Raw genomic sequence first — 25,781 nt, 5'->3', positions numbered from 1 at the left:
CCAGGGTCGAGTGACTTACGCGCGGTCGTCGGCGAATTCGGACTCGAGATCGTCGACCTCGTCCTGAGCGAGGTCGAGCAGGGGAAAGTCGGAGGGGGTGTGGCCGCCGGCTGCCGGGTCGGCCATGGTGTGTGCGGCCAGTCCCGCCAGCAGGTCCAGCCAGCCGAGCCCCAGCCGGTCGGCGTCGGCCGCAGGCAGCAGTCCGCTGGGCCAGGCCAGCGTCAGCGACAGCTCCGGTCCGCCCGGGGTGTCCTGGACCAGGGCCCCGGCCTCCAGTGCGTGCCGCGCCGGCATGTCCGGGGTGGCCGCGCCGCCGAGCGCCGACTCGCCGGCGGGCTCCCAGGCGGCGGGTGGTCCGCCGGAGTCGCCGGCGGGGAAGCGGCCGAGGTAGTTGAAGCCGATCTGCGGGGCGGGCAGTTCGGCGAGTACGGGTGCGGTCGCGGGGTTCAGGTGGCGCAGCAGCTCAAAGCCGAGCCCATCCCCGGCCGCGGCCTTGGCCTGCTCCTTCACCGCCTTGAGCAACGTGCCCGCAGCCGGCCCGCCCGTCCGTGCACGGTCCGCGCCGGTGGCGCCGACGCGCAGCCGTACGGGGCGCGTACTGGCGAACCAGCCCACGGTCCGCGACAGATCGACGCCGTCGTGCAACTGCTCTCGGCCGTGCCCCTCGACGTCGACGAGCACCCCGGCGCCGTACTCCGGCCGCCACTGCGCCACTGCCCCGGCCAGCGCCGCGAGCAGCACCTCGTGCACTCCGCAGTGGAAGACGGCCGGGGTGCGTGAGACGAGCGTCTCGGCCGTGGCGGCGGGTACCAGCCAGCGCCGCCGGAACGTGGTCCGCTCGGTGTCCTGCGCGGGGTCCAGGGGGCGCCGTCCAAGGAGCGGCTCTTTGTCGGCGAGGAGTTGTTTCCAGGCGGGGAGTTCCGCCGTCCGGTGCTCGCTGACGGCCTCGGCGGCCAGCAGCTGCGACCAGCGGCGGAAGGACGTACCCACCGGCTCCAGAGACGGCTTTTGGCCGGCGGCCGCCGCCTCGCAGGCGGCCCGTAGATCCGGCAGCAGGATGCGCCACGACACCCCGTCCACCGCGAGGTGATGGACGACGACCAGCAGGCGGCCCACGCGCTCCGGCCCGGCGTCGAGCCACACCACCTGCGCCATCACACCGGCGGCAGGATCCAGCCGTTCGACGGCCGCCTCGGCCTGGGCGGCCACGAGCGCATCCAGCGTCCCCACCGGCACGGTTGCGGCGTCCACGCGGGATACGAGCGCCGGTGCGGCGATCGGGCCCGGCGGCGGCACCACGAGCTTCGACTCGGCGGCCACCAGCCGGGCGCGGAGGATGTCGTGGGCGGCCAGCACGGCGGCGAACCCGGTGGTCAGCGTCTCCAGACCCAGCCTCGGAGGCGCGCCGACGACCATCCACTGCGCGAAGCCGGCCGTTGTGACGGCATTGCCGAGCGACCGCATCACCGGAGTGAAGGCGATCTCACCCACGCCGGACGCGTCCGCTGCGGATGCCGTACTGCCCGTCGCGGCGACGACTCCCGCCAGGCCGGCCGGGGTTCGCTCCTCGAAGACCTGCCGCGGCGATATCACCCAGCCGGCGCGGCGGACCCGCGACGCCAACTGCATCGACATGATCGAATCGCCGCCGAGTTGGAAGAAGTCGTCGTCGGCCCCGACCTCACCCGCGCCCAGCACCTCGGCGAACAAGGTGCACAGGAGTTCCTCCACAGGCGTTGACGGCGCGCGACTCGGCGCGTGCGCGATGTCGGGAGCGGGCAGCGACGCCTTGTCGATCTTGCCGTTGGGAGTGAGTGGGAGGGTCTCCAGGGCGGTGATGGTGGCCGGGACCATGTGGTCAGGGAGGCGGGTGGTGGCGAACTCCCGGATGGCGGCGGGGTCCAGCTCCGCCTCGGACACGGTGTAGGCGGCTATGCGGTCGTCGCGGACGATGACCGTGGCCTGGGTGATGTCGGGGTGGGTGGTGAGGACGGTTTCGATCTCGTCGAGTTCGATACGGAAGCCGCGGATCTTGACCTGTTCGTCGGCACGGCCCTGGAAATGCAGCAGCCCGTCATCGCTCCACTTCGCCAGGTCTCCGGTGCGATACATGCGCCCGCCTCCGGCGTACGGGCAGGCCACAAACCGCTCCGCGGTCAGCTCCCGGCGGCCGAGATAACCGCGGGCCAGACCCGCACCGGCCAGATACACCTCACCCGTGGCGCCGACCGGCACCGGCCGCAGGAATTCGTCCAGGACGTACGCCTGGGTGTTGGGCAGCGGACTGCCGATCGCCGGCGCTTCGTCGTCGGACGTGAGGCCTGCGGGCAGTGCCACGGCCGTGGTCATGACGGTGGCCTCGGTCGGCCCGTAGGTGTTCCACAACCCGGCCCGAGCACGCCACTTGGCAGCCAGGCCGGCGGTCAGCCGTTCCGCACCCAGCACCCAGTTGCGTACGCCGGGCACAGCCTGGGGGTCCAGGACACCGAGCAGGGACGGCACCACGCTCGCGACTGTCACGCCGCTGTTCCGGATCATTGCGGCCAGCGCCTGCGGGTCGGTGCGCTCTTCGCCGGTCGCGATGGCCAGGGTGCCACCCGACGCCAGCGTGGCGGCGACGTCCAGTACCGACGCGTCGAAGCTGAACGACGCGAACTGCAACGTCACCTCACCAGGACCCGCACCCAGCACCGGACCCATCGCCTCGACCAGATTCGCCACACCCCGATGCGCCACCGCCACACCCTTCGGGCGACCCGTAGAACCGGAGGTATAGATCACATACGCCAACTGATCCAGATCGGCGCTCGCTTCGAGTGGCCCATCGGCCTCCCAAGCGATCTCCGCCCGCGCCTCGTCCAGCCACTCCGCATCGATCACCACCGACGCGCCACTGTCGACCGTCATGAACTCCAGCCGGTCGGCGGGATACTCCGGATCCAGCGGCACATACGCACCCCCGGCCTTCCACACCGCCAGCATCGACACCACCATCTCGACACCACGCGACAGCCGCAGACCCACCCGCGACTCGGACCGGACACCCTGCCGACGCAGATACCGGGCCAGCCGATTCGACCGCGCCTCCAGCTCCCCGTACGACACCGCCTCGGAACCGCACCGCACCGCGACCGCATCCGGAGCCCGAACCGCCCACGCCCGAATGCGCTCCACCAACGTCTCCGACCCCACCGGCCGCGCGGTGGCGTTCCACTCCCCCACCACCCGCGCCCGCTCACCCGCAGCCAGCAGTTCGATCTCGCCCACCCGCACCAGCGGATCCGCCGCCACCTGCTCCAGCACCCGCACCAACCGGGCGGCGATCCGCTCGGCCTCCATCGCCTCGCACAGATCAGGCCGGTAAGCCAGCTCGATCCGCAGCCGGTCGTGCGGGGTCACCCCTACGGTGAGGGGATAGTTCGTTGCCTGGCGGGTCTCGCCGCCGGAGATGGTGTAGGTCTCGGTGCGGTCTCCCCGCGGTTCCGGGGCCCTGGGGAAGCTCTCGTACACGACCAGCGTGTCGAAGCCCGCGCCCGGTCCGGCCGCGCGCTGGATCTCCGCCAGGCCGAGGTGCTGGTGTGCCATCAGCTCCGACTGACGCTGCTGCAGCCCGGTGAGCAGTTCAAGCACCGGCAGTTCGGGCCGCAGCCGGACCCGTACCGGAAGGGTGTTGATAAGCAGCCCGACCATGGACTCCGCCCCGGGCAGCTCCGCCGGCCGGCCCGCCACGGTGGCGCCGAAGACGACGTCGGTGCGGCGGGCCAGCCGCGCGAGCACCAGTGCCCAGGCGCCCTGCACCACCGTGTTGACGGTCAGACCCTGGGTTCGGGCCAGCTCGGTGAGGGCGCGAGTGGCAGGACCGGAGAGGTCGAGGCGGCACTCCCGCGGCAGTACCGCGGTCCGCTTCCGGTCGGCGGTCGTCACCAGCGTCGGTTCCTCCACGCCGGTCAGCTCGGCCTGCCAGGCGGCTCGTGCCGCCGCCTTGTCCTGGCGGTTCAGCCAGGCCAGGTAGCCCCGGTAACCGGCCACCGGGGGCAGTGTCCGGGTGTCACCGCCGGCCGCGTACACCGTGGCCAGCTCGTTGAGCAGCACCGGCATCGACCAGCCGTCCATCAGGATGTGGTGGGTCGTCAGCACCAGCTGGTGCCGCTGGTCGGCGAGCCGTATCAGCAGCAGCCGGAGCAGCGGCGCGGCCGCCAGGTCCAGCCGCTTCGCGTGCTCCTGTGCGGCGAGTTCCGCGGCTCTGGCCGTCCTCTCGGGCTCCGCCAGGCCGGACAGGTCGGTCTCCTGCCAGGGGAGCTGCACCGTACGGGCGATAAGCTGGACGGGCGCGCCCGACTTCCGCTCGTGGAAGCTCGCCCGCAGTGCCGCGTGCCGGTCAAGGAGCGCCTGCCAGGAGGCCCGGAAGCACTCCGGGTCGAGTGGTCCGGCTATCGAGATCACCGTCTGCAGGGCGTAGACGTCCGGGCCTTCGCCGTCGAAGGAGGTGTGGAAGAGCAGGCCTTCCTGCAGCGGCGAGAGCGGCCAGACCTCGGCGAGGGCGTTTGCCTTGGGCGTCGTCACAGCGGGTTTTCTCCTTCGCGTTCTGCCGCCAGTGCTTCGAACTCCTCGACCTCGTCCTGGGCGAGTTCGAGCAGGGGGAAGTCGGAGGGGGTGTGGCCGCCGGCGGCGGGGTCGCCGTCCGTGTGGGTGGCGAGTCCGGCGAGGAACGCCAGCCAGTGGCGGCCGAGTTCCGCACCCTGCGTGTGGTCCAGCAGGGCGCCCGGCCACGCCAGCGACACGGTCAGTTCGGGTCCGTGCGGGGTGTCCTGGATGATCGCGCCGGCTGCCAGCGCATGGGTGGCCGGGGCCTGCGGGTCGGCGGCGCCGACCGGGCCCGTTTCGCCGGCCGGCTCCCAGGCGGCCGGTTCGCCGGTGCTGGACCCGACGGGGAACCTGCCCAGGTAGTTGAAGCCGATCTGCGGTGCGGGCAACGCGGCCAGCTCCGGTGCGGTGCGCGCGTTCAGATGGCGGAGCAGCCCGTAGCCGAGGCCGTCGCCCGGAACCCGCTGGAGCTGTTCCTTGACCGCCTTCAGCAGGGCGCCCGCCGCCGGACCGCCCGCCTGCGCCTCGCCGAGATCCGCGTCACCGGCGGCGACCCGTACCGGATGTACGCCGGTGAACCAGCCGACCGTGCGCGAGAGATCCACCCCGTCGCCGCTTGCCTCGCGGCCGTGGCCCTCGATATCGGCCAGCACGCCGGGGGCGTACTCCGGCCGCCACCGCGCCACCGCGCCGGCCAGCGTCGCGAGCAGCACCTCGTGTACACCGCAGTGGAAGACGGCCGAGGTGCGGGAGACGAGCGTCTCGGCCACGGCAGCGGGCACGACCCACTCCTCGCGGCGCAGGCTCGCCACCGTGTCCCGTACCGGGTCCAGCGGCCGCCGCCCCATGAGCGGCTCGTCGGCGGTCAGCAGCTGCTGCCACGCCGGCAGCTCCGCCGTCCGCTCCTCGCTGACGGCCTCGGCGGCCAGCAGCTGCGACCAGCGGCGGAACGACGTGCCACTCGCGTCCACCGCAGGCTCCCGGCCGGCCGCGGCCGCTTCCCACGCGGCCCGCAGATCCGGCAGCAGGATCCGCCACGACACACCGTCCACCGCGAGGTGATGCGCGACGATCACCAGCCGGCCCACCCGCTCAGGACCGGCGTCCAGCCACACCACCTGCACCATCACCCCTGCGCCCGGATCCAGCCGTTCGACGGCCGCCCGCGCCTGCGCCCCTGCCAGCTCTCCCAGATCGGCATCCGTCGCGCCGACCGCGGCCACCCGCGATACGAGCCCAGCGGCGTCGGTCGAGCCCGGCTCCGGCACCACCAGGCGGGACTCGCCGGTCACCAGCCGCGCCCGGAGCATGTCGTGCGCGTCCAGCACGGCGGCCACGGCGGGGGTCAGCGTCTCCAGAGTCAGCGTCGGGGGCGCACCTACGACCATCCACTGCGCGAAGCCCGGCCGCCTGACGGACTCCCCGAGCGACCGCATCACCGAGGTGAAGGCGATCTCCCCCACCCCGGACACGTCCACCGCCGACATCCCGGCATCCGCCGCGGCGACAACTCGCGCAAGACCGGCCGGAGTCCGCTCCTCGAAGACCTGCCGCGGTGATACCACCCAGCCCGCCCGCCGCACCCGCGACGCCAGCTGCATCGACATGATCGAATCGCCGCCGAGCTGGAAGAAGTCGTCATCCACCCCGACCTCGTCCACGCCCAGCACCTCGGCGAACAGGCCGCACAGCGCCTCCTCCACCGGCGACGACGGCGCGCGGCTCGCCTCACGTACGACATCGGGCGCGGGCAGCGCCGCCTTGTCGACCTTGCCGTTGGGCGTGCGCGGCAGCTCGTCCAGCACCACCACCGCTGCCGGGACCATGTACTCGGGCAGCCGTGCGGCAACGGCCTCCCTGACGGCAGCGCCGTCCACCTCCGCACCCGCGATACGGACGACGTACCCGACCAGCCGCTCCCCGTCCGCCGCCACCAGCGCCTGGGCGACCCCCGGACGCGCGGCGAGGGCCGACTCCACCTCGCCCGGTTCGACGCGGAAGCCGCGGATCTTCAGCTGCTCGTCCGCACGGCCCTGGAAGAGCAGTTGGCCGTCGGCGGTCCACTGCGCCCGGTCGCCCGACCGGTACATCCGTCCGCTCTCGACGTACGGGCAGGCCACAAACCGCTCCGCCGTCAGCCCCGGCCGCCCGGCGTAGCCGCGGGCCAGGCCCGGGCCGGCCAAGTACAGCTCGCCCGTTATCCCGGCGGGCACCGGCTGCAGGAAGCCGTCGAGTACAAAGGCCCGGGTGTTCGCCATCGGCCGCCCGATCGGCACGGTGCCGTCGGCGCCCGGCGTCAGTGGCGGGCTCATGGCCGCGCACACCGTCGCCTCCGTCGGCCCGTAGGCGTTCACCAGGCGCCGCCCGGCGGACCAGCGGTCCGCGACCGCCGCCGGGCAAGCCTCACCGGCCACCGTCACGGTCTGCACCGTGTCCGGCAGGGTCTCCGCCACCGCCAGCAGGCTGGGCGGCAGGGTTACGTGCGTGGTCCGGGTCCGTGCCAGCGTCTCGGCCACCGGCAGCCGCGGCGGCAGGTGTTCGGCGCCGGCCACCACCAGCGTGGCGCCGGACAGCAGCGCCATGCACAGCTCGGACACGGCCGCGTCGAAGCTCAGCGAGGCGAACTGCAGCACCCGGGCGTCCGGGTGCACGGCGAACCGCTCGATCTGCGCCTGCGCCAGGTTCGCAAGGCCGGCGTGCGAGACCACCACGCCCTTGGGGCGGCCGGTGGAGCCCGAGGTGTAGATGACGTAGGCCGCATGCTCCGGCCGCAGCGGTGCGCGCCGCTCCGCGTCCGCGATCGACCCGGGTGCCTGGTTCGCCACCGCCGCGGCCACGGCCGGCTCGTCTAGGACCAGAGCCCGCGCCGCGAACTCGTTTGGCAGCACGCCGCGCACCGCGGTGGAGCAGAGCACCAGCGCCGGATCGGCGTCCCGCAGCATGAACTCCAGCCGTTGCCGCGGATAGGCCGGGTCCACCGGTACGAAGACGCCGCCCGCCATCGACACCGCAAGCAGCGCCACCACCGCGGGCACCGTGCGCTCCGCAAGGAGTGCCACCCGGACCTCCGGCCCGACGCCGGCGGCGATCAGCCGCCGGGCCAGTCGGCCGGCCTCGTCCTGCAGCTCGCGATAGGTCATGGTCCGCTCATGCACGTGCGACAGCTCGTGCCCGTGCGACCGGGCCGGCTCGTCCGATACGGAGCTCAGCGCCGCCGCGTCCGGGGTCCGCCGCACCTGGCGGGCGAACAGCTCGGGCAGCGGGGCGGCGGTCACCGGCGCGGCGGTGTCGGTGTCGTTCCACTCCCGCAGCACCCGCTCCTGCCCGGCCGCGCCGAGGACGCCGATCCGGCCCACCGGCACGGTGGCGTCGGCCGCCAGCTGCTCCAGCACCCGCAACAGGCAGGCCAGGTTCTCCGCCGCCCAGGTGCGAGTGCAGAGGTCCGGCCGGTAGACCACCTCTCCTGCCAGCCGGTCGCCGGGCGCCATGATGAGGGCGAGGGTGTAGTGACTCGCGTCCTGCGACTTGCCGTCCGGCCGCAGCGAAAGGCCGCCTGCGGGGCCCTCGTCGGCGGCGGAGCGCGGGTAGTTCTCGTAGACCACCAGCGTGTCGAACCCGGCCCCGGAACCGGCGAGTTTCTGGATCTCCGCCAGGCCCAGGTGCTGGTGCCCCATCAGGGCGACCTGGCGCCGCTGCAGGTCCGCGAGCAGGTCCACGGCCGACTGCCCGGGGTCAAGCCGGGCCCGTACCGGGAGGGTGTTGATGAACAGCCCGACCGAGGCGTCCGCGCCCGGCACCTCGGCGGGCCGGCCGGCCACCGTGCTGCCGAACACCACGTCGTCGCGCCCGATGAGCCGGGCCAGCAGCAGCGCCCAGGCGCCCTGCACGATCGAGTTCATCGTCAGGCCGTGGGTGCGGGCGAGTCGAGTGAGGTCACGGGTCAGTTCGGCGGAGCACTCGAACTCCAGCGGAACCGGACGGGCCGCCGCCGCTGCCGACCGCTCGGGCGCGACGCGCGAGGGCTCGTCGACGCCGGCCAGCTCCGCCCGCCAGGCGGCCCGCGCGGCCGGCCGGTCCTGCCGGCCGAGCCAGGCCAGGTACTCCCGGTAGGACGTCGCCGGCGGCAGCGCCGCCCGCCGCCCGCCGCCCGCAGCCTCGTACAGCGCGGACAACTCGTCGAAGAGGACCGGCAGCGACCAGCCGTCGACCACGACGTGATGGGTGGTCACCACCATGCGGTGCCGCCGCTCGCCGAGCCGGATCAGCAGCACCCGCAGCAGCGGCGCCCTGGTCAGGTCGAACCGCTCCGCCATCTCCGCCGCGCACAGCCGGCCCGTCTCCACGCCCGCCTGCGCCTCCGGCATGCCGGACACATCGGCCTCGCGCCACGGCAGTGCGACGTCGTCGGCGATGACCTGCACCGCTGCCTCGTCGGATACGCCCTGGTGGAAACTCGCCCGCAGGATGGGATGCCGGTCAAGCACCGCCTGCCAGGCTCCGCGCAGCCGGGCCGCGTCCAGCGGGCCGTCGAGCAGCAAGGCGCGCTGTCCCGCGTAGACGTCGGGCTCCTGGTCGGCAAAGGCGGCGTGGAAGAGCAGCCCTTCCTGCAGCGGGGACAGCGGCCACACGTCGGCCAGGTCCGGGACCGCCCGCTCCAGCTCCTGGACGCCGCGCTGGGGCAGGGGGAGTTGGAGGAGGGGGAAGTCGTCGGGGGTGTGGCCGCCGGCGGCGGGGTCGGTGGTGGTGTGTTCGGCGAGGCCGGTGAGCATCGCCAGCCACTGGCGGCCGAGCTCGGCGCCGTCAGCGTCATCGAGCAGGCCGGCTGCCCAGGCCAGTGACAGCGTCAGCTCGGGTCCGTGTGCGGAGTCCCGGACGACCGCGCCCGCGTCCAGTGCGTGGGCGGCCGGAGCCTGCGGGTCGGCGGCGCCGCCCGGGCCCGTCTCACCGGCGGGCTCCCAGACTGCCGGCTCTCCGGAGTCGGGCCCGGCGGCGAAGCGGCCGAGGTAGTTGAAGCCGATCTGCGGTACGGGCAGCGCGGCGAGTACGGGTGCGGTCTCGGGGTTGAGGTGGCGCAGGAGCTGGTAGCCGAGGCCGTCGCCGGGCTTGGCCCGAGCCTGCCCCTTCACGGCCTTCAGCAGGGCGCCGGCGGCCGGGCCACCGGACCGCGCGTCGGCAAGGTCCACACCTCGGGACGCCACCCGGACCGGGTGCACGCTGGTGAACCAGCCGACCGTGCGTGAGAGATCCGCCCCGTCAGCCAGTGCCTCCCGGCCGTGGCCCTCGATGTCGACGAGCACACCGGCGGCGTATTCGGGCCGCCACTGCGCCACCGCGCCGGCCAGCGTCGCGAGGAGTACCTCGTGGACGCCGCAGTGGAAGGCGGCGGCGGTGCGGGAGACAAGCGTGTCGGCGACGGCGGCGGGCACGACCCACTCGGTGCGGTGCAGGTCCGCGACTGTGTCCCGTACGGGATCCAGTGGTCGCTGTCCGAGCAGCGGCTCGTCGGCGGACAGCAGCTCCTGCCAGACCGGGAGTTCCGCTGTCCGGTGCTCGCTGACCGCCTCGGCGGCCAGCAGCTGGGACCAGCGGCGGAAGGACGTACCCACGGCTTGGAGTCGCGGCTCCCGGCCGGCCGCCGCCGACTCGCAGGCGGCCCGCAGGTCCGGCAGCAGGATCCGCCAGGACACCCCGTCCACCGCGAGGTGGTGGACGACGATCAGCAGGCGGCCCACCCGGTCAGGACCGGCGTCCAGCCACACCACCTGCGCCATCACCCCTGCGTCCGGATCCAGTCGGCGGACTGCCGACCGCGCCTCGGTCCGGACCAGCTCGCTCAGCTCGGGGTGCTCGACACCGGCGGCATCGACGCGGGACACGAGCGTCAGTACGTCGATCGAGCCCGGCCGCGGCACCACCAGCTTCGACTCGGCGGCCACCAGCCGGGCGCGCAGGATGTCGTGCGTGTCCAGCAGCGCGGCCACACCGGCGGTCAGCGTCTCCAGACCCAGCTTCGGGGGCGCGCCCACGGCCATCCACTGCGCGGCGCCGGCCACGGACTCACCGAGCGACCACATCACCGGAGTGAAGGCGATCTCCCCCACACCGGTTGCCTCCAGGTCGGGGCCGGCTGTCGACTCCGCAGCACGGTCCGGCTCCACGACGCGCGCCAGACCGGCGGGCGTGCGCTCCTCGAAGACCTGCCGCGGCGACACCACCCAGCCGGCTCGGCGGGCTTGCGACGCCAGTTGCATCGACATGATCGAGTCGCCGCCGAGCTCGAAGAACGAGTCGTCCGCGCCGACGTGGTCGATGCCGAGGACGTCGGCGAAGAGGGCGCAGAGGGTTTCCTCGAGGGGAGTGGCGGGTGCTCGGCCGTGGCCGGTGGCGGCTTCGGGGGTCGGGAGGGCTGCTTTGTCGATCTTCCCGTTGGGGGTGAGGGGCAGCTGGTCCAGGACCGTCACGGTGGCCGGGACCATGTGGTCGGGGAGGCGGGCGGCGGCGAACTCCCGGATGGCGGCTGGATCCAGCTCGGCGTCGGACACGGTGTACGCGGCTGTCCGGTCGTCGTGGACGATCACTGTGGCCTGGGAGATGTCCGGGTGGGCGGCGAGTACGGACTCGATCTCGCCCAGTTCGATGCGGAAGCCGCGGATCTTGACCTGCTCGTCGGCGCGGCCCTGGAAATGCAGCAACCCGTCATCGCTCCACTTCGCGAGGTCGCCGGTGCGGTACATGCGCCCGCCTCCGGCGTACGGGCTGGCCACAAACCGCTCCGCGGTCAGCTCCCGGCGGCCCAGGTAGCCGCGGGCCAGACCTGGACCGGCCAGATACACCTCCCCGGTGGCACCGATCGGCACCGGACGCAGGAACTCGTCGAGGACGTAGATCCGGGTGTTGGACAGCGGGCCGCCGATCGCCGGCGGCGGGTCGTCCGGGCTGATGCCCTCATCGAGACCTACGGCGGTGGTCATGACAGTGGCCTCGGTCGGCCCATAGGTGTTCCACAGCCCTGCCTGCGCGCGCCACTTGGCAGCGAGGTCGGCGGTCAGCCGCTCGGCGCCAAGCACCCAGTTGCGTACGCCGGGAACGGTCTGCGGGTCGAGCACGGACAGCAGCGACGGCACCACGCTGGCCACCGTCACCCCGGCCGTATCGATCATCTCCGCGAGCAGCTGCGGGTCGGTGCGCTCCTCGCTCGCGGCGATCGCCAGCGTGCCGCCCGACGCCAGGGTGGCGGCTACGTCGAGCACCGAGGCGTCGAAGCTGAACGACGCGAACTGGAGCGTCACCTCGCCGGGACCGGCACCGAGCACCGGTCCCATCGCCTCGACGAGATTGGCCACGCCCCGATGCACGACCGCCACACCTTTCGGGCGCCCTGCCGAACCCGACGTGTAGATCACATACGCCAACTGATCGAGATCAAGCTCTGCTTCGAGCGGTGCGCCCGACCCGGCAGCCACCGCCCCATCGGCATCCGCCAGCCACTCCGCGTCGATCACCACGGACGCGCCGCTGTCGACCGTCATGAACTCCAGCCGGTCGGCGGGGTACTCCGGGTCCAGCGGCACATACGCGCCCCCGGCTTTCCACACCGCCAGCGTCGACACCACCATGTCGACGCCACGCGACAGCCGCAGACCCACCCGCGACTCGGACCGGACACCCTGCCGACGCAGATACCGGGCCAGCCGATTCGACCGGACCTCCAGCTCCCCGTACGAGACGGCCTCCGCACCGCACCGCACCGCGACCGCCTGCGGAGCCCGGACCGCCCACTCCCGGAACCGCTCCGGCACGGTCAGCGGCCGGACCGGGCGCGCCGTGGCGTTCCAGCCCTCCACCACCAGCTCCCGCTCACCCGCGTCCAGCAGGTCCAGCTCGCCCACCCTTACCCGCGGATCCGCCGCCACCTGGTCCAGCACCCGCACCAACCGGCGTACGATTCGCTCGGCCTCCCGCTGATCGAACAGGTCGTGGCGGTAGTCGAGCCGAAGCTTCAGTTCGGACGCGTCCACCCCGAGTGCCAGCGCGAAGTTCGTCGACTCCCGCATCCCCGCACCCGTCAGCCGGACGGAGTCGAGGGCGGCCGGCACCTCCGGGTCGCCGGGGAAGTTCTCGAAGGCCAGCAGCGTGTCGAAGCTCGCGCCCGCCCCTGCCAGCCGCTGGATCTCCGTCAGGCCGAGATGCTGGTGGTCCAGCAGCGCGGACTGCTCCGCCTGCAGGTCGGCGAGCAGCTCCGCGACTGACCGCGTGGCCTCGTAACGCACCCGCACCGGGACCGTGTTGATGAACAGCCCCAGCATGTCCTCCATACCCGCCAGCTCCGCCGGGCGCCCCGCCACTGTGGCTCCGAAGACCACGTCCCGGCGGCCCGTGAGGCCGCCGACCAGCAGCGCCCAGGCGGCCTGCAGAACGGTGTTCAGGGTCACGTCCGCCTCGCGGGCCAGCCGCGTCAGCTCCTGCGCGAGCGGCGGGGCCAGCTCGGCACTGATGTACGCGGTCTCGCCGGGCGACCGGGCCGGGTCGGCAGCGGCCACGAGAGTCGGCTCGTCGAGCCCGGACAGGGCCTGCGCCCAGGCGGCCCGTGCGGCGTCCTTGTCCTGGCGCTGCAGCCAGGCGAGGTAGTCCCGGTACGGCGTGACCGCGGGCAGTCCGGCGCTACTGCCGCCGGCCGCGTAGGCGACCCACACCTCCCGCAGCAGGATCGGCAGCGACCAGCCGTCCAGCACCAGGTGATGCATGGTGATCACCAACCGGTAGCGATCCTGGCCCAGCCGGATCAGCAGCACCTTCAACAAGGGCGGCGTCACCAGCTCGAATCGCTGCGCGCGCTCGGCGACCGCGATCCGCTCCGACCGCGCCCAGGCGGCCTGCACCGGCTCGTCCGTGAGGTCTTCCTCGCGCCAGGGCAGCTGCACACCCTCCACAATCACCTGCAGCGGCTCCTCGACCCCCACCACCTGCCGGAAACCCGCCCGCAGACTCCCGTGCCGGTCGAGCACCGCCTGCCACGACGCCCGCAACACGCTTGCGTCCAGCCGTCCCTCCAGGTCAAGGACCAGCTGCTCCACATACACATCCGGGCCCTGCTGATCGAACAGAGCGTGAAACAGCAGGCCTTCCTGCAACGGCGATACAGGCAACACCTCCACCAGTCCAGGAACCGCCGCCTCCAACTCCTCCACCTGCGACTGCCCCAACGCCACCAACGGGAAGTCCGACGGCGTACGACCGCCACCACCCGAGGCCACATGAGCCTCAAGCCCGGCCAGCATCTCCGCCCAGCCGTCAACCAGTGCCCGCGCCGCCTCCGCATCCAGCAACCGCTCCGGCCAGGAGAGGCTCAGGGTGAGTTCCGGACCGCCCTCGGCCGGGTCGTGAACCGCTCCCATGAACTCCAGCGCGTGCAGCACGGGGAAGTCGCCGCCGACGCCACCGCCGAGATCGTCGTCGAGCAGCTGCCAGTCGTCGCCCGCGGGACTGCTGAAGCGGCCCAGGTAGTTGAAGCCGACCTGCGCAGTCGGCAGCTCCGTAGCTGAGTTGAGGTACCGGAGCATGGCGTAGCCCAGCCCGTCCCCGGGCACGGCGCGCACCTGCTCCTTGATCCGCTTGACGACCGCTCCGGCGGCCGCCTGGCCGGCCCGTATCGCGCCGCTGTCGGCCTCGCCCGGATCCAGCCGGACCGGGTGCACTCCGGTGAACCAGCCGACCGTCCGCGACAAGTCCATGCCGTCGGACAACGGCTCACGCCCATGCCGCTCGATGTCGACCAGGAACGACGCCCGTCCATGAGCGGCCCATTCCCCTATCGCGGCCGCCAACCCGGCCAGCAGCACCTCATCGACCTTGGCACCGAACGCCGCCGGCACCCCGGTCAACAGCGCCGACGTCACCGGCACCGGCACCCGTACCGACACCCGCCGCACCGAGGACTCGACATCCCGTACCGGATCCAGCGGCCCGGCCGTCAGCTCCAGGTCGGGGCCCGCGGTCATCGCGGTCCATGCCTCGAGCTCCGCCAGCCGCTCGACGCTCCCGGCCTGCGCCGTCAACTCCCCTGCCCAATGCCGGAATGACGTCATCGTCGTCTCGAGGTCCGGATCCCTACCGGCTTCCAACGCCGCACACGTCTCCGCCAGATCCGGCAGCAGCACTCGCCACGACACGGTGTCCATCACCAGGTGGTTGACGACAAGCAGCAGTCGCCCCCCGGCCTCAGGACCACCGTCGAACCACACCGCTTCGAGCATCACGCCGGCGGCCGGGTCCAGCCGCCCAGCGGCCGCACGAGCCTGTGCGCCGGTCAATTCCCGCAGAGCGTCGGCCGGCAGGCCGGTCGCGTCGACGCGGCGTACCCACGTCCGCTCCGGCGCCTCCTCCGGCACCTCGAGCCGCGGCCCCGAACCCGGCACCAACCGCGCCCGCAGTACGTCGTGGTGACCCACCAGCACCTGCACCGCCCGCGCGAGGACCTCAAAGTCGAGTCCGACCGGGGTGCTCACCACTGCCGACTGCACGGCTTCGCCCACCGCGTCGAGGCCAACCCGTTCGATCAGCTCATGCATCACCGGCGTCAGCGGTACCGCACCCACGCCGGACTCCCCGACCGGCACCACACCACCGCTGTCCACGGCCTCCGCGACCCGCGCCAGACCTGCCGGGTTCCGCCGCTCGAACACCTGCCGAGACGAGATTGCCAGCCCTGCCCGCCGAGCACGCGACACCAGCAGCATCGACATGATCGAGTCGCCGCCCAGCTCGAAGAACGAGTCGTCGGCACCCACCTGTTCCAGCGCGAGCACTTCGGCGAAGAGCTCGCACAGCAGCACCTCGACCGGCGTCGCCGGTGCCCGGCCGCCCCTGGCCGCGCTCACGGGCGCGGGCAGGGCTGCGCGATCCACCTTGCCGTTGGGGGTCAGCGGCAGCTCGTCCAGGACGACGACGGCGGACGGAACCATGTGCTCCGGCAGCCGGGCGGCGGCAGCGTCCAACAGGGCGACGGTGTCGAGGCGGCTGCCGGTGGCGGGAACGATGTAGGCGGCGAGCCGGTCTTCGCGGGCGATGACGGTGGCCTGGGTGATATCCGGGTGGGCGGTGAGGACGGTTTCGATCTCGCCCAGTTCGATACGGAAGCCGCGGATCTTGACCTGTTCGTCGGCACGGCCCTGGAAATGCAGCAACCCGTCATCGCTCCACTTCGCCAGGTCTCCGGTGCGATACATGCGCCCGCCTTCGGCGTACGGGCAGGCCACAAACCGCTCCGCGGTCAGCTCCCGGCGGCCGAGATAACCGCGGGCCAGACCCGCACCGGCCAGATACACCTCACCCGTGACACCGACCGGCACTGGGCGCAGGAAATCGTCCAAGACGTAGACCTGGGTGTTGGGCAGTGGACCGCCGATCGCCGGCGGCTGATCGTCCGGGCTGATCCTCTCGTCGACGGCCACGGCCGTGGTCATGACGGTGGCCTCGGTCGGCCCGTAGGTGTTCCACAACCCGGCCCGAGCACGCCACTTGACGGCAAGATCAGCGGTCAGCCGTTCCGCACCCAGCACCCAGTTGCGTACGCCGGGCACAGCTTGCGGGTCGAGCACCGACAGCAGCGACGGCACCACACTCGCCACCGTCACCCCGGCCGTATCGACCATCTCCGCCAGCGCCCGCGGATCCATGCGCTCCTCGCCGGTGGCGACCGCCAACGTGCCACCCGCCGACAGCGTGGCGGCCACGTCCAGCACCGAAGCATCGAAGCTGAACGACGCGAACTGCAACGTCACCACACCAGGACCCGCACCCAGCACCGGACTCATCGCCTCGACCAGATTGGCCACACCCCGATGCGCCACCGCCACACCCTTCGGGCGACCCGTCGAGCCCGACGTATAGATCACATACGCCAACTGATCCAGATGCACCGGGATCTCAAGCGACGCGTCCGGCTCGACGGCAATCGCGCTCTCTGCCTCAGCCAGCCAGCCGGCATCGATCACCACCGACGCGCCACTGTCAACGGCCATGAACTCCAGCCGGTCGGCGGGATACTCCGGGTCCAGCGGCACATACGCACCCCCGGCCTTCCACACCGCCAGCATCGACACCACCATCTCGACACCACGCGACAGCCGCAGACCCACCCGCGACTCGGACCGGACACCAAGCCCCCGCAGATACCGGGCCAGCCGATTCGACCGGACCTCCAGCTCCCCGTACGAGACGGTCTCCGCCCCGCAGCGCACCGCGACCGTCTCCGGCGACCGAACCGCCCACTCTTGAAAGCGCTGCGGCACGGTCAGTGACCCGACCGGCCGCGCCGTGGCATTCCACTGCTCCACCACCCGCGCCCGCTCATCGGCATCGAGTACGTCAATCTCACTCAGCCGCATCTGCGGATCCGCCGCCACCTGCTCAAGGACTCGCACCAGCCGACGGGTCAACGCCTGAGCGGTGTCCTCGCCGAACAGGTCCGGGCGGTAGTCGAGCCGCAGATTCAGATCGGACGGGTCCACGCCCAGCGCCAGCGCGAAGTTCGTCGACTCCCGCATCCCGGTGCCCGTGACGACCACGGACTCCAGCGATGACGGCACATCCGGATCACCCGGAAAGTTCTCGAAGGCCAGCAGCGTGTCGAAGCTCGCGCCGGTCCCCGCCAGCCGCTGGATCTCCGTCAGACCGAGATACTGGTGGTCGAGCAACCCCGACTGTTCCGCCTGCAGTTCGGTCAGCAACTGGGCCACCGACTGCATCGCTTCGATCCGCACCCGCACGGGCACGGTGTTGATGAAGAGGCCCAGCATGGTCTCCATGCCCGGCAGCTCCGCCGGCCGCCCTGCGACCGTCGTCCCAAAGACCACGTCGCGTCGACGGGTCAGCTGACCCACCACGATGGCCCATGCCGCTTGCAGGACGATGTTCACCGTCACGCCGAGCTCCCGGGCCAGGCCGCGCACCGCTTCGCTCAGCTCCGCACCCGGCGCGCATGACACCGACTGCGGCAACGCCGCCCCGGCGTCCACGGCGGTGGGGGCGACCAGGGTGGGTTCCTCGGCCTCGGACAGGGCCTGCGCCCAGGCGGCCCGTGCGGCGTCCTTGTCCTGGCGCGCCAGCCAGCCCAGATACTCCCGGTACGGCGTGACCGCGGGCAGTCCGACGCTGCTGCCGCCGGCCGCGTAGGCGGCCCACACCTCTCGCAGCAGGATCGGCAGCGACCAGCCGTCCAGCAGAATGTGGTGCAGCGTGATCACCATGCGACAGCGGTCCGCGCCCAGCCGGATCAGCAGTACACGGATCAACGGCGGCCGCGCCACATCAAAGCCCCGCACCCGCTCGGCAAGAACCAACGCCTCCGCCGAATCCGGCTGTTCGGTCAGATCCTCCTCGCACCAGGGCAGCTCCACACCCTCCACGATCACCTGCAGCGGCTCCTCGACCCCCACCACCTGCCGGAAACCCGCCCGCAGACTCCCGTGCCGGTCAAGCACCGCCTGCCACGACGCCCGCAACACATCCGAGTCCAGCCGGCCCGCCAACTCCAGAACCAACTGCTCCACATACACATCCGGGCCCTGCTGATCGAACAGAGCGTGAAACAGCAGGCCTTCCTGCAACGGCGATACAGGCAACACCTCCACCAGCCCGGGAACCGCCGCCTCCAACCCCTCCACCTGCGACTGCCCCAAAACCACCAACGGGAAGTCCGACGGCGTACGACCGCCACCACCCGAGGCCACATGAGCCTCAAGCCCGGCCAGCATCTCCGCCCAGCCGTCAACCAGCGCCCGCGCCGCCTCCGCATCCAGCAACCGCTCCGGCCACGCCAACGTCAAGGTCAGCTCCGGCCCATCCGCCAGATCACGGACCGCACCCAAGAACTCCAGCGCATGCCGCACCGGGAAGTCGCCGCCGAGGCCACCCCCGACATCGTCACTGAGCAGCTGCCAGCCGTCTCCCGCGGGACTGCTGAAGCGGCCCAGGTAGTTGAAGCCGACCTGCGCGGCCGGCAGCTCCGCCAGCCTCGCCGCCGTATCCGCATTCAAATACCGGAGCAATCCGTAACCCAGCCCGTCCCCGGGCACACCCCGCACCTGCTCCTTGACCCGCTTGACGACCTCCCCGACCCCCACCGCCCCACCGGCATTCACCCGGACCGGATGCACACCCGTGAACCAGCCCACCGTCCGCGACAAGTCCATTCCATCGTCGCCGAACGGCTCCCGCCCATGCCGCTCAACCTCGACCAGCACCCCGGAGTCACCCTCGGGCCGCCACTCCTCCAGCGCCGCTGTCAGCCCTGCCAGCAGCACCTCATCGACCTTGGCACCGAACGCCGCCGGCACCCCGGTCAACAGCGCCGACGTCACCGGCACCGGCACCCGCACCGACACCCGCCGCACCGACGACTCGACATCCCGCACCGGAACCAGCGGCAGCGTCGTCAGCAGCGGGTCGGAACCCGCGTGCATCGCGGCCCACGCCTCCAGCTCCGCCAGCCGCTCCGCACTCCCGGCCTGCGCCTCCAACTCCCGCGCCCAGTGCCGGAACGACGTCTCCACCGGATCGAGACCCGGCTCTTCACCGGCTGCCGACGCCGCATACGCCGCCACCAGATCCGACAGCAGCACCCGCCACGACACCGTGTCCACCACCAGGTGGTTGAGGACAAGCAGCAGTCGCCCCTCGGTCGCCGGACCGGCGTCGAACCACACTGCCTGCACCATCACACCGGACAGCGGATCCAGCCGGCCCACCGCCGCCCGCGCCTCCACTTCCGCATCCGCGACATCCGCGTTCACCCGACGCACCCACGACCACCCCGGCACCGCCTCCGGCACCACAAGCCGCGCCTCCGCGCCCGGCACCAACCGCGCCCGCAGCACGTCGTGCCGTGCGACCAGCGCCTGCACCGCCCGCGCGAGCACCTCGAAGTCCAGACCGGTCGGCGTCCGTACCCAGCTGGACTGCACGACCTCATGGAGCCGGTCGAGTCCGACTCGTTCGATCAGCTCATGCATCACCGGCGTCAGCGGTACCGCACCCACGCCGGACTCCCCGACCGACACCACACCACCGCTGTCCACGGCCTCCGCGACCCGCGCCAGCCCAGCCGGAGTCCGCAGCTCGAACACTCGCCGGGAGGAGATCGCAAGGCCTGCCCGCCGAGCGGCCGAGACCAGCAGCATCGACAGAATCGAGTCTCCGCCCAGCGCGAAGAAGTCGTCGTCGGCACCGGCCTCCCGCACGCCAAGGACCTCGGCGAAGAGCCCGCACAGCAGCGCCTCGCCGGGTGTCGCCGGCGCCCGGCCCGGTCCGGTCGCCGCGTCAACGGCCGGCAGAGCGGCCTTGTCCACCTTGCCGTTCGGGGTGAGCGGCAGCGCGTCAAGGACGGTCACCGCGGCCGGGACCATGTACGCGGGCAGCCGGCGGGCGGTGAAGTCCCGTATCGCGGTCGCGTCGGCCGCGCCCTGCGCACCGGGCGACACATAGGCGGCGATACGGTCCGCACGCACCACGACCGCCGCCTGCGCGACGGCCGGATGCGCCGCGATGACCGACTCGATCTCGCCCGGCTCCACGCGAAAGCCGCGGATCTTCACCTGCGTATCCGCCCGGCCCTCGAAGTGCAGCAGCCCGCCGTCGCTCCACCTCGCCAGGTCGCCGCTGCGATACATGCGCCCGCCCGCCACGTACGGGCAGGCGACGAAGCGTTCCGCGGTCAGCTCCCGGCGGCCCAGGTAGCCGCGGGCCAGGCCCGGACCGGCCAGATAGACCTCACCCACCACACCCGGCAGCACCGGGCGCAGGAAGTCGTCCAGCACGAAGACGCGTGTGTTGGGCAGCGGGCTGCCGATGGCCGGCGGCCGGTCGTCGGGGGTGATACCCGCGGGCAGCTCCACGGCGGTGGTTATGACCGTGGATTCGGTGGGGCCGTACGTGTTCCACAACCCTGCCCGAGCCCGCCACTTGGCGGCCAGGCCCGCGGTCAGCCGCTCGGCGCCCAGCACCCAATTTCGTACGCCCGGAACGGCCAGCGGGTCGAGCACGGACAGCAGCGACGGCACCACGCTGGCCACCGTCACCCCAGCTGTACGGATCATCTCCGCCAGCGCCTGCGGATCGGTCCGCTCCGCACTCGTCGCGATCGCCAGCGTCCCGCCCGCTGTCAGCGTCACGGCCACGTCCAGTACCGCGGCGTCGAAGCTGAACGACGCGAACTGCAACGCCGTCGTCCCCTCCGAGACTTCAAGCACCGGACGCATCGCCTCGGCCAGGTTCGCCACAGCCCGGTGTTCCACCGCCACGCCCTTCGGGCGGCCGGTCGAACCGGAGGTGTAGATCACGTACGCGAGCTGATCCGGATCCACCACGACATCGAGGGGAGCGTCCGGCCGGGTGTCGATCATCGGCCCGGCGGCTGCCAGCCAGTCCGCGTCGATCACCACGGACGCGCCGCTGTCCGCGGTCATGAACTCCAGGCGGTCGGCGGGATACTCCGGGTCCAGCGGCACATACGCGCCCCCGGCCTTCCACACCGCCAGCATCGACACCACCATGTCGACACCCCGCGGCAACCGCAGCCCCACCCGGGACTCCCGAACCACACCAAGCGTCAGCAGATGGCGCGCCAGCCGGTTCGACCGGTCCTCCAGCTCCGCGTACGAGAGGGTCTCCGCGCCGCAGCGCACCGCCGCTGCATTGGGCGTCAGGATCGCCCAGTCCCCGAAGAGCTCCAGCCAAGTGTCCGCCGGTAGCGGCCGCGCCGTGTCGTTCCACTCCTCGACGACCAGGGACCGCTCCGCCTCGTCAAGGCTGTCCAGCGTGCCGATCCGTGCCTCCGGCGCGGCGGCCATCCGGGTCAGCACCCGGATCAGCCGCTCCGATATCGCCACGGCCGCCGCCGCGTCGAAGCTGTCAAGGCGGTGGTCAAGCCGCAGCCGCAGCCCGTTGACCGGATCGACGCCCAGCGTCAGCGCGAAGTGCGTCGACTCGCGGACCCCGGAGCCGGTGAGCCGCAGCGGCTGCGGTGGGCCGCTCTCGCCGGCCCGGTAGTTCTCAAACGCCAGCAGTGTGTCGAAGGCCGCGCCCGGGCCCGCAAGGCGCTGGATCTCCGTAAGGCCGAGATGCTGGTGGTCCAGCAGCGCGGACTGCTCTGCCTGCAGGCCTGCGAGAAGTTCGGCGCCCGTCCGCGCCGGATCGAACCGCACCCGCACCGGAACAGTGTTGATGAACAGCCCCATCATGTCCGCCATGCCGGACAGCTCAGCCGGCCGGCCCGCGACCGTCGCCCCGAACACCACGTCCCGACGTCCCGTCAGGGCACCGGCCACCAGTGCCCAGGCAGCCTGCACGACGGTGTTCAGCGTGACGCCGTGCCGGCGGGCCAGGTCGCGCAGTGCCGCGGTCAGTTCGGCGTCCGGCGCGAAGGCCAGGCGGCCGGTTGGGCTCGGCGTGCCGTCCGCGGCGGCAGCGGCCACGAGAGTCGGCTCGTCGAGCCCGGCCAGGGCCTGCGCCCAGGCGGCCCGTGCGGCGTCCTTGTCCTGGCGCGCCAGCCAGGCGAGGTGTTCGCGGTGCGGGGTGACGGCGGGCAGTCCCGCGCCGTGGCCGCCGGCCGCGTAGGCGGCCCACACCTCCCGCAGCAGGATCGGCAGCGACCAGCCGTCCAGCAGAATGTGGTGCAGCGTGATCACCATGCGACAGCGGTCCGCGCCCAGCCGGATCAGCAGTACACGGATCAACGGCGGCCGAGCCACATCAAAGCCCCGCACCCGCTCGGCACGAACCAACGCCTCAGCCGACTCCGGCTCTTCGGTCAGATCCTCCTCACGCCAGGGCAGCTCCACACCCTCAACGACCACCTGCAGCGGCTCCTCGACCCCCGCCACCTGCCGGAACCCCGCCCGCAGACTCCCGTGCCGATCGAGCACCGCCTGCCACGACGCCCGCAACACGCCCGCGTCCAGCCGCCCCGCCAGGTCCAGGACCAACTGCTCCACGTACACATCCGCCGAACCCTCGTCGAACAGCGCGTGAAACAGCAGACCCTCCTGCAACGGCGATACGGGCAACACCTCCACCAGCCCGGGAACCGCCGCCTCCAACTCCTCGATCTGCGACTGCCCCAACACCACCAACGGGAAGTCCGACGGCGTATGACCGCCACCACCCGAGGCCACGTATGCGGCCAGATCCGCCAAGGCCGCCGCCCAGGCATCAACGAGAGACTGCGCCGACTCCGCGCCCAACAGCCGCTCCGGCCACGCCAACGTCAGCGTGAGCTCCGGCCCTTCGGCGAGATCATGGACGATGCCTTCGGCCTCAAGGGCGTGCATGGCCGGCGCCCGGCTCGCGATGCCCTCTCCCAGGCCGTCGTCGAGCAGCTGCCAGTCGCCCGAGCGGCTGCTGAAGCGGCCCAGGTAGTTGAAGCCGACCTGCGCGGCCGGCAGCTCCGCCAGCCTCGCCGCCGTATCCGCATTCAAATACCGCAGCATTCCGTAACCCAGCCCGTCCCCGGGCACACCCCGCACCTGCTCCTTGACCCGCTTGACGACCTCCCCGACCCCCACCGCCCCACCGGTATCCAGCCGGACGGGATGGATGCCGGTGAACCAGCCCACCGTCCGCGACAAGTCCATTCCATCGTCGCCGAACGGCTCCCGGCCGTGGCTCTCCACGTCCACCAGGAACGAAATCCGTCCCCAGTCGGCCCACGCCCCTGTCGCCGCCGCCAGCCCCGCGAGCAGCACCTCATCGACCCCGGCTCCGAAGGCCCCCGGCACCCCGGTCAGCAGCGCCGACGTCACTGGCACCGGCACCCGCACAGACACCCGCCGCACGGTGGCGCCCAAGTCCACGGCCGGGTCCAGGGGCAGCGTCGTCAGCAGCGGGTCGGAACCCGCGTGCATCGCGGCCCACGCCTCCAGCTCCGCCAGCCGCTCCGCACTCCCGGCCTGCGCCACCAACTCCCGCGCCCAGTGCCGAAAGGACGTCGCCACCGGTGCGAGTACCGGCTCCCGACCCGCGCCCAGCGCCGCACACGCCTCCGCCACATCCGGCAGCAGCACCCGCCACGACACCCCATCGACCACCAGGTGATGAACCACCAGCAACAGCCGCCCCGGCGCCTCCACCCCGGCGTCGAACCACACCGCCTGCACCATCACGCCGGACAGCGGATCCAGCCGACCCACCGCTGCCCGCGCCTCCGCCTCCGCATCCGCCACAGCGGCATCGACCCGGCGCACCCACACCCGCCCCGAAGCCGCCTCCGGCACCACAAGCCGCGCCTGCGCACCCGGCACCAACCGTGCGCGCAGCAGGTCGTGGTGACCCACGAGCGACTGCAGCGCCGCTGTCAGAGTCGCTGTGTCCACTCCCGGCGGGGTCGCGACCAGGGCCGACTGGAAGATCTCCGGCAGATCTGCCGGCCGCACCCGCTCCAGCAGTTCGAGCATGACGGGAGTGAGCGGCACATCGCCCGTACCGGCAGCCGTGTCGACGGATGCGGCGGCGTCGCCGAGGGGCACCGAGACCGCGGCGATCCGGGCGGCGGTCCGCTCCTCGAAGACCTGCCGGGTCGTGACCGCGAGACCCGCCCGGCGAGCGCCGGATACGACCATCATCGACAGGATCGAATCCCCGCCCAACGCGAAGAAGTCATCGTCGGCACCGGCCTCCCCCACGCCAAGGACCTCGGCGAAGAGATCGCAGAGCAGCAGTTCCGCGGGCGTTGCGGGGGCCCTGCCCCGCTCGCGTGCGGCCGGGGCCGGCAGCGCCGCCTTGTCGACCTTGCCGTTGGGGGTGAGCGGCAGCGCGTCCAGCACGGTCACCGTGGCCGGGACCATGTGCTCCGGGAGACGCGCGGCGGCGAACTCGCGCGCGGCGGCGGAGGTGAGTTCGCCGTCGGCGACCACGTACGCGGCGAGACGGTCGTCCCGTACGGTCACCACCGCCTGCGCGACAGCCGGATGCGCGGTGAGGGCGGATTCGATCTCGCCCAGTTCGATACGGAAGCCGCGGATCTTGACCTGCTCGTCGGCACGGCCCTGGAAGTGGAGCAACCCGTCGCCGGTCCACTGCGCGAGGTCGCCGGTGCGGTACATCCGCCCGCCACCGAAGAAGGGGCTGGCGACGAAGCGCTCCGCGGTCAGCTCCCGGCGGCCCAGGTAGCCGCGGGCCAGGCCCGGACCGGCCAGATAGACCTCACCCACCACACCCGGCAGCACCGGGCGCAGCAGGTCGTCCAGCACGAGGACCTGGGTGTTGGGCAGGGCACGGCCCATGGACGGGGGCTGATCGTCGGGGGTGATGCCCGCGGGCAGCTCCACGGCGGTGGCGATGACCGTGGATTCGGTGGGTCCATAGGTGTTCCACAGCCCCGCCTGGGCACGCCACTTGGCGGCCAGGCCCGCGGTCAGCCGCTCGGCGCCCAGCACCCAGTTGCGTACGCCGGGCACGGTTTGCGGGTCGAGTACGGACAGCAGTGACGGCACCACGCTGGCCACCGTCACCCCGGCCGTATCGATCATCTCCGCCAGCGCCCGCGGATCCGTGCGCTCCTCGCCGGTGGCGATCGCCAGCGTGCCACCCGACGCCAAGGTGACGGCCACATCCAGCACCGAAGCGTCGAAGCTGAACGACGCGAACTGCAACGTCACCTCACCAGGACCCGCGCCCAGCACCGGACCCATCGCCTCGACCAGATTGGCCACGCCCCGGTGATGGACGGCCACCCCTTTCGGGCGACCGGTGGAGCCGGAGGTGTAGATCACGTACGCCAACTGATCCGGGGCGAGCACTGCCTGGAGCGATTGCGCGGGTTCCGCGGCAATCACCGCCCGCGCGCCGGCCAGCCACTCTGCGTCGATCACCAGCGACGACTCGCAGTCCGCCGCCATGAACTCCAGCCGGTCGGCGGGGTACTCCGGGTCCAGCGGCACATACGCGCCCCCGGCCTTCCACACCGCCAGCATCGACACCACCATGTCGACGCCGCGCGGCAACCGCAGTCCGACCCTCGACTCCCGAACCACGCCGAGTCGCAGCAGATAGCGCGCCAGCCGACTCGACCGGGCGTCCAACTCCCCGTACGAGAGGGTCTCGGAGCCGCACCACACCGCGCGTGCCTCCGGCGACCGAAGCGCCTGGGCCCGGATCAGCTCCGGGACGGGGTTGGTGACATTCGAGCGGCGAGAGTCAGACAT

At 72.2% G+C, this 25,781-nt stretch carries 2 protein-coding genes; both read right to left on the bottom strand.

Annotated features, from left to right (window positions below):
- Nucleotides 1-15 precede the first annotated feature (15 nt).
- Nucleotides 16-4,563 carry an amino acid adenylation domain-containing protein gene (locus AB0I94_RS08120; protein ID WP_363308601.1) on the bottom strand — a complete coding sequence of 1,516 codons (4,548 nt, stop codon included), beginning with the start codon at nucleotides 4,561-4,563 and terminating at the stop codon, nucleotides 16-18.
- Nucleotides 4,560-25,781, bottom strand: a complete 21,222-nt coding sequence (locus AB0I94_RS08115) for a non-ribosomal peptide synthase/polyketide synthase (RefSeq protein ID WP_363308600.1) — start codon at nucleotides 25,779-25,781, stop codon at nucleotides 4,560-4,562. The genes AB0I94_RS08120 and AB0I94_RS08115 overlap by 4 nt, the downstream gene beginning before the upstream one ends.

The sequence above is a fragment of the Streptomyces sp. NPDC050147 genome, assembly GCF_040660195.1.
GTDB lineage: Bacteria > Actinomycetota > Actinomycetes > Streptomycetales > Streptomycetaceae > Streptomyces.
Note: the sequence above shows the minus strand (reverse complement) of the source record. Positions and strands in the feature narration are given on the sequence as shown.

Excerpts from the sequence above, each read along its gene's own strand:
- AB0I94_RS08115 (WP_363308600.1), bottom strand. The coding sequence starts at position 25,781 with ATGTCTGACTCTCGCCGCTCGAATGTCACCAACCCCGTCCCGGAGCTG.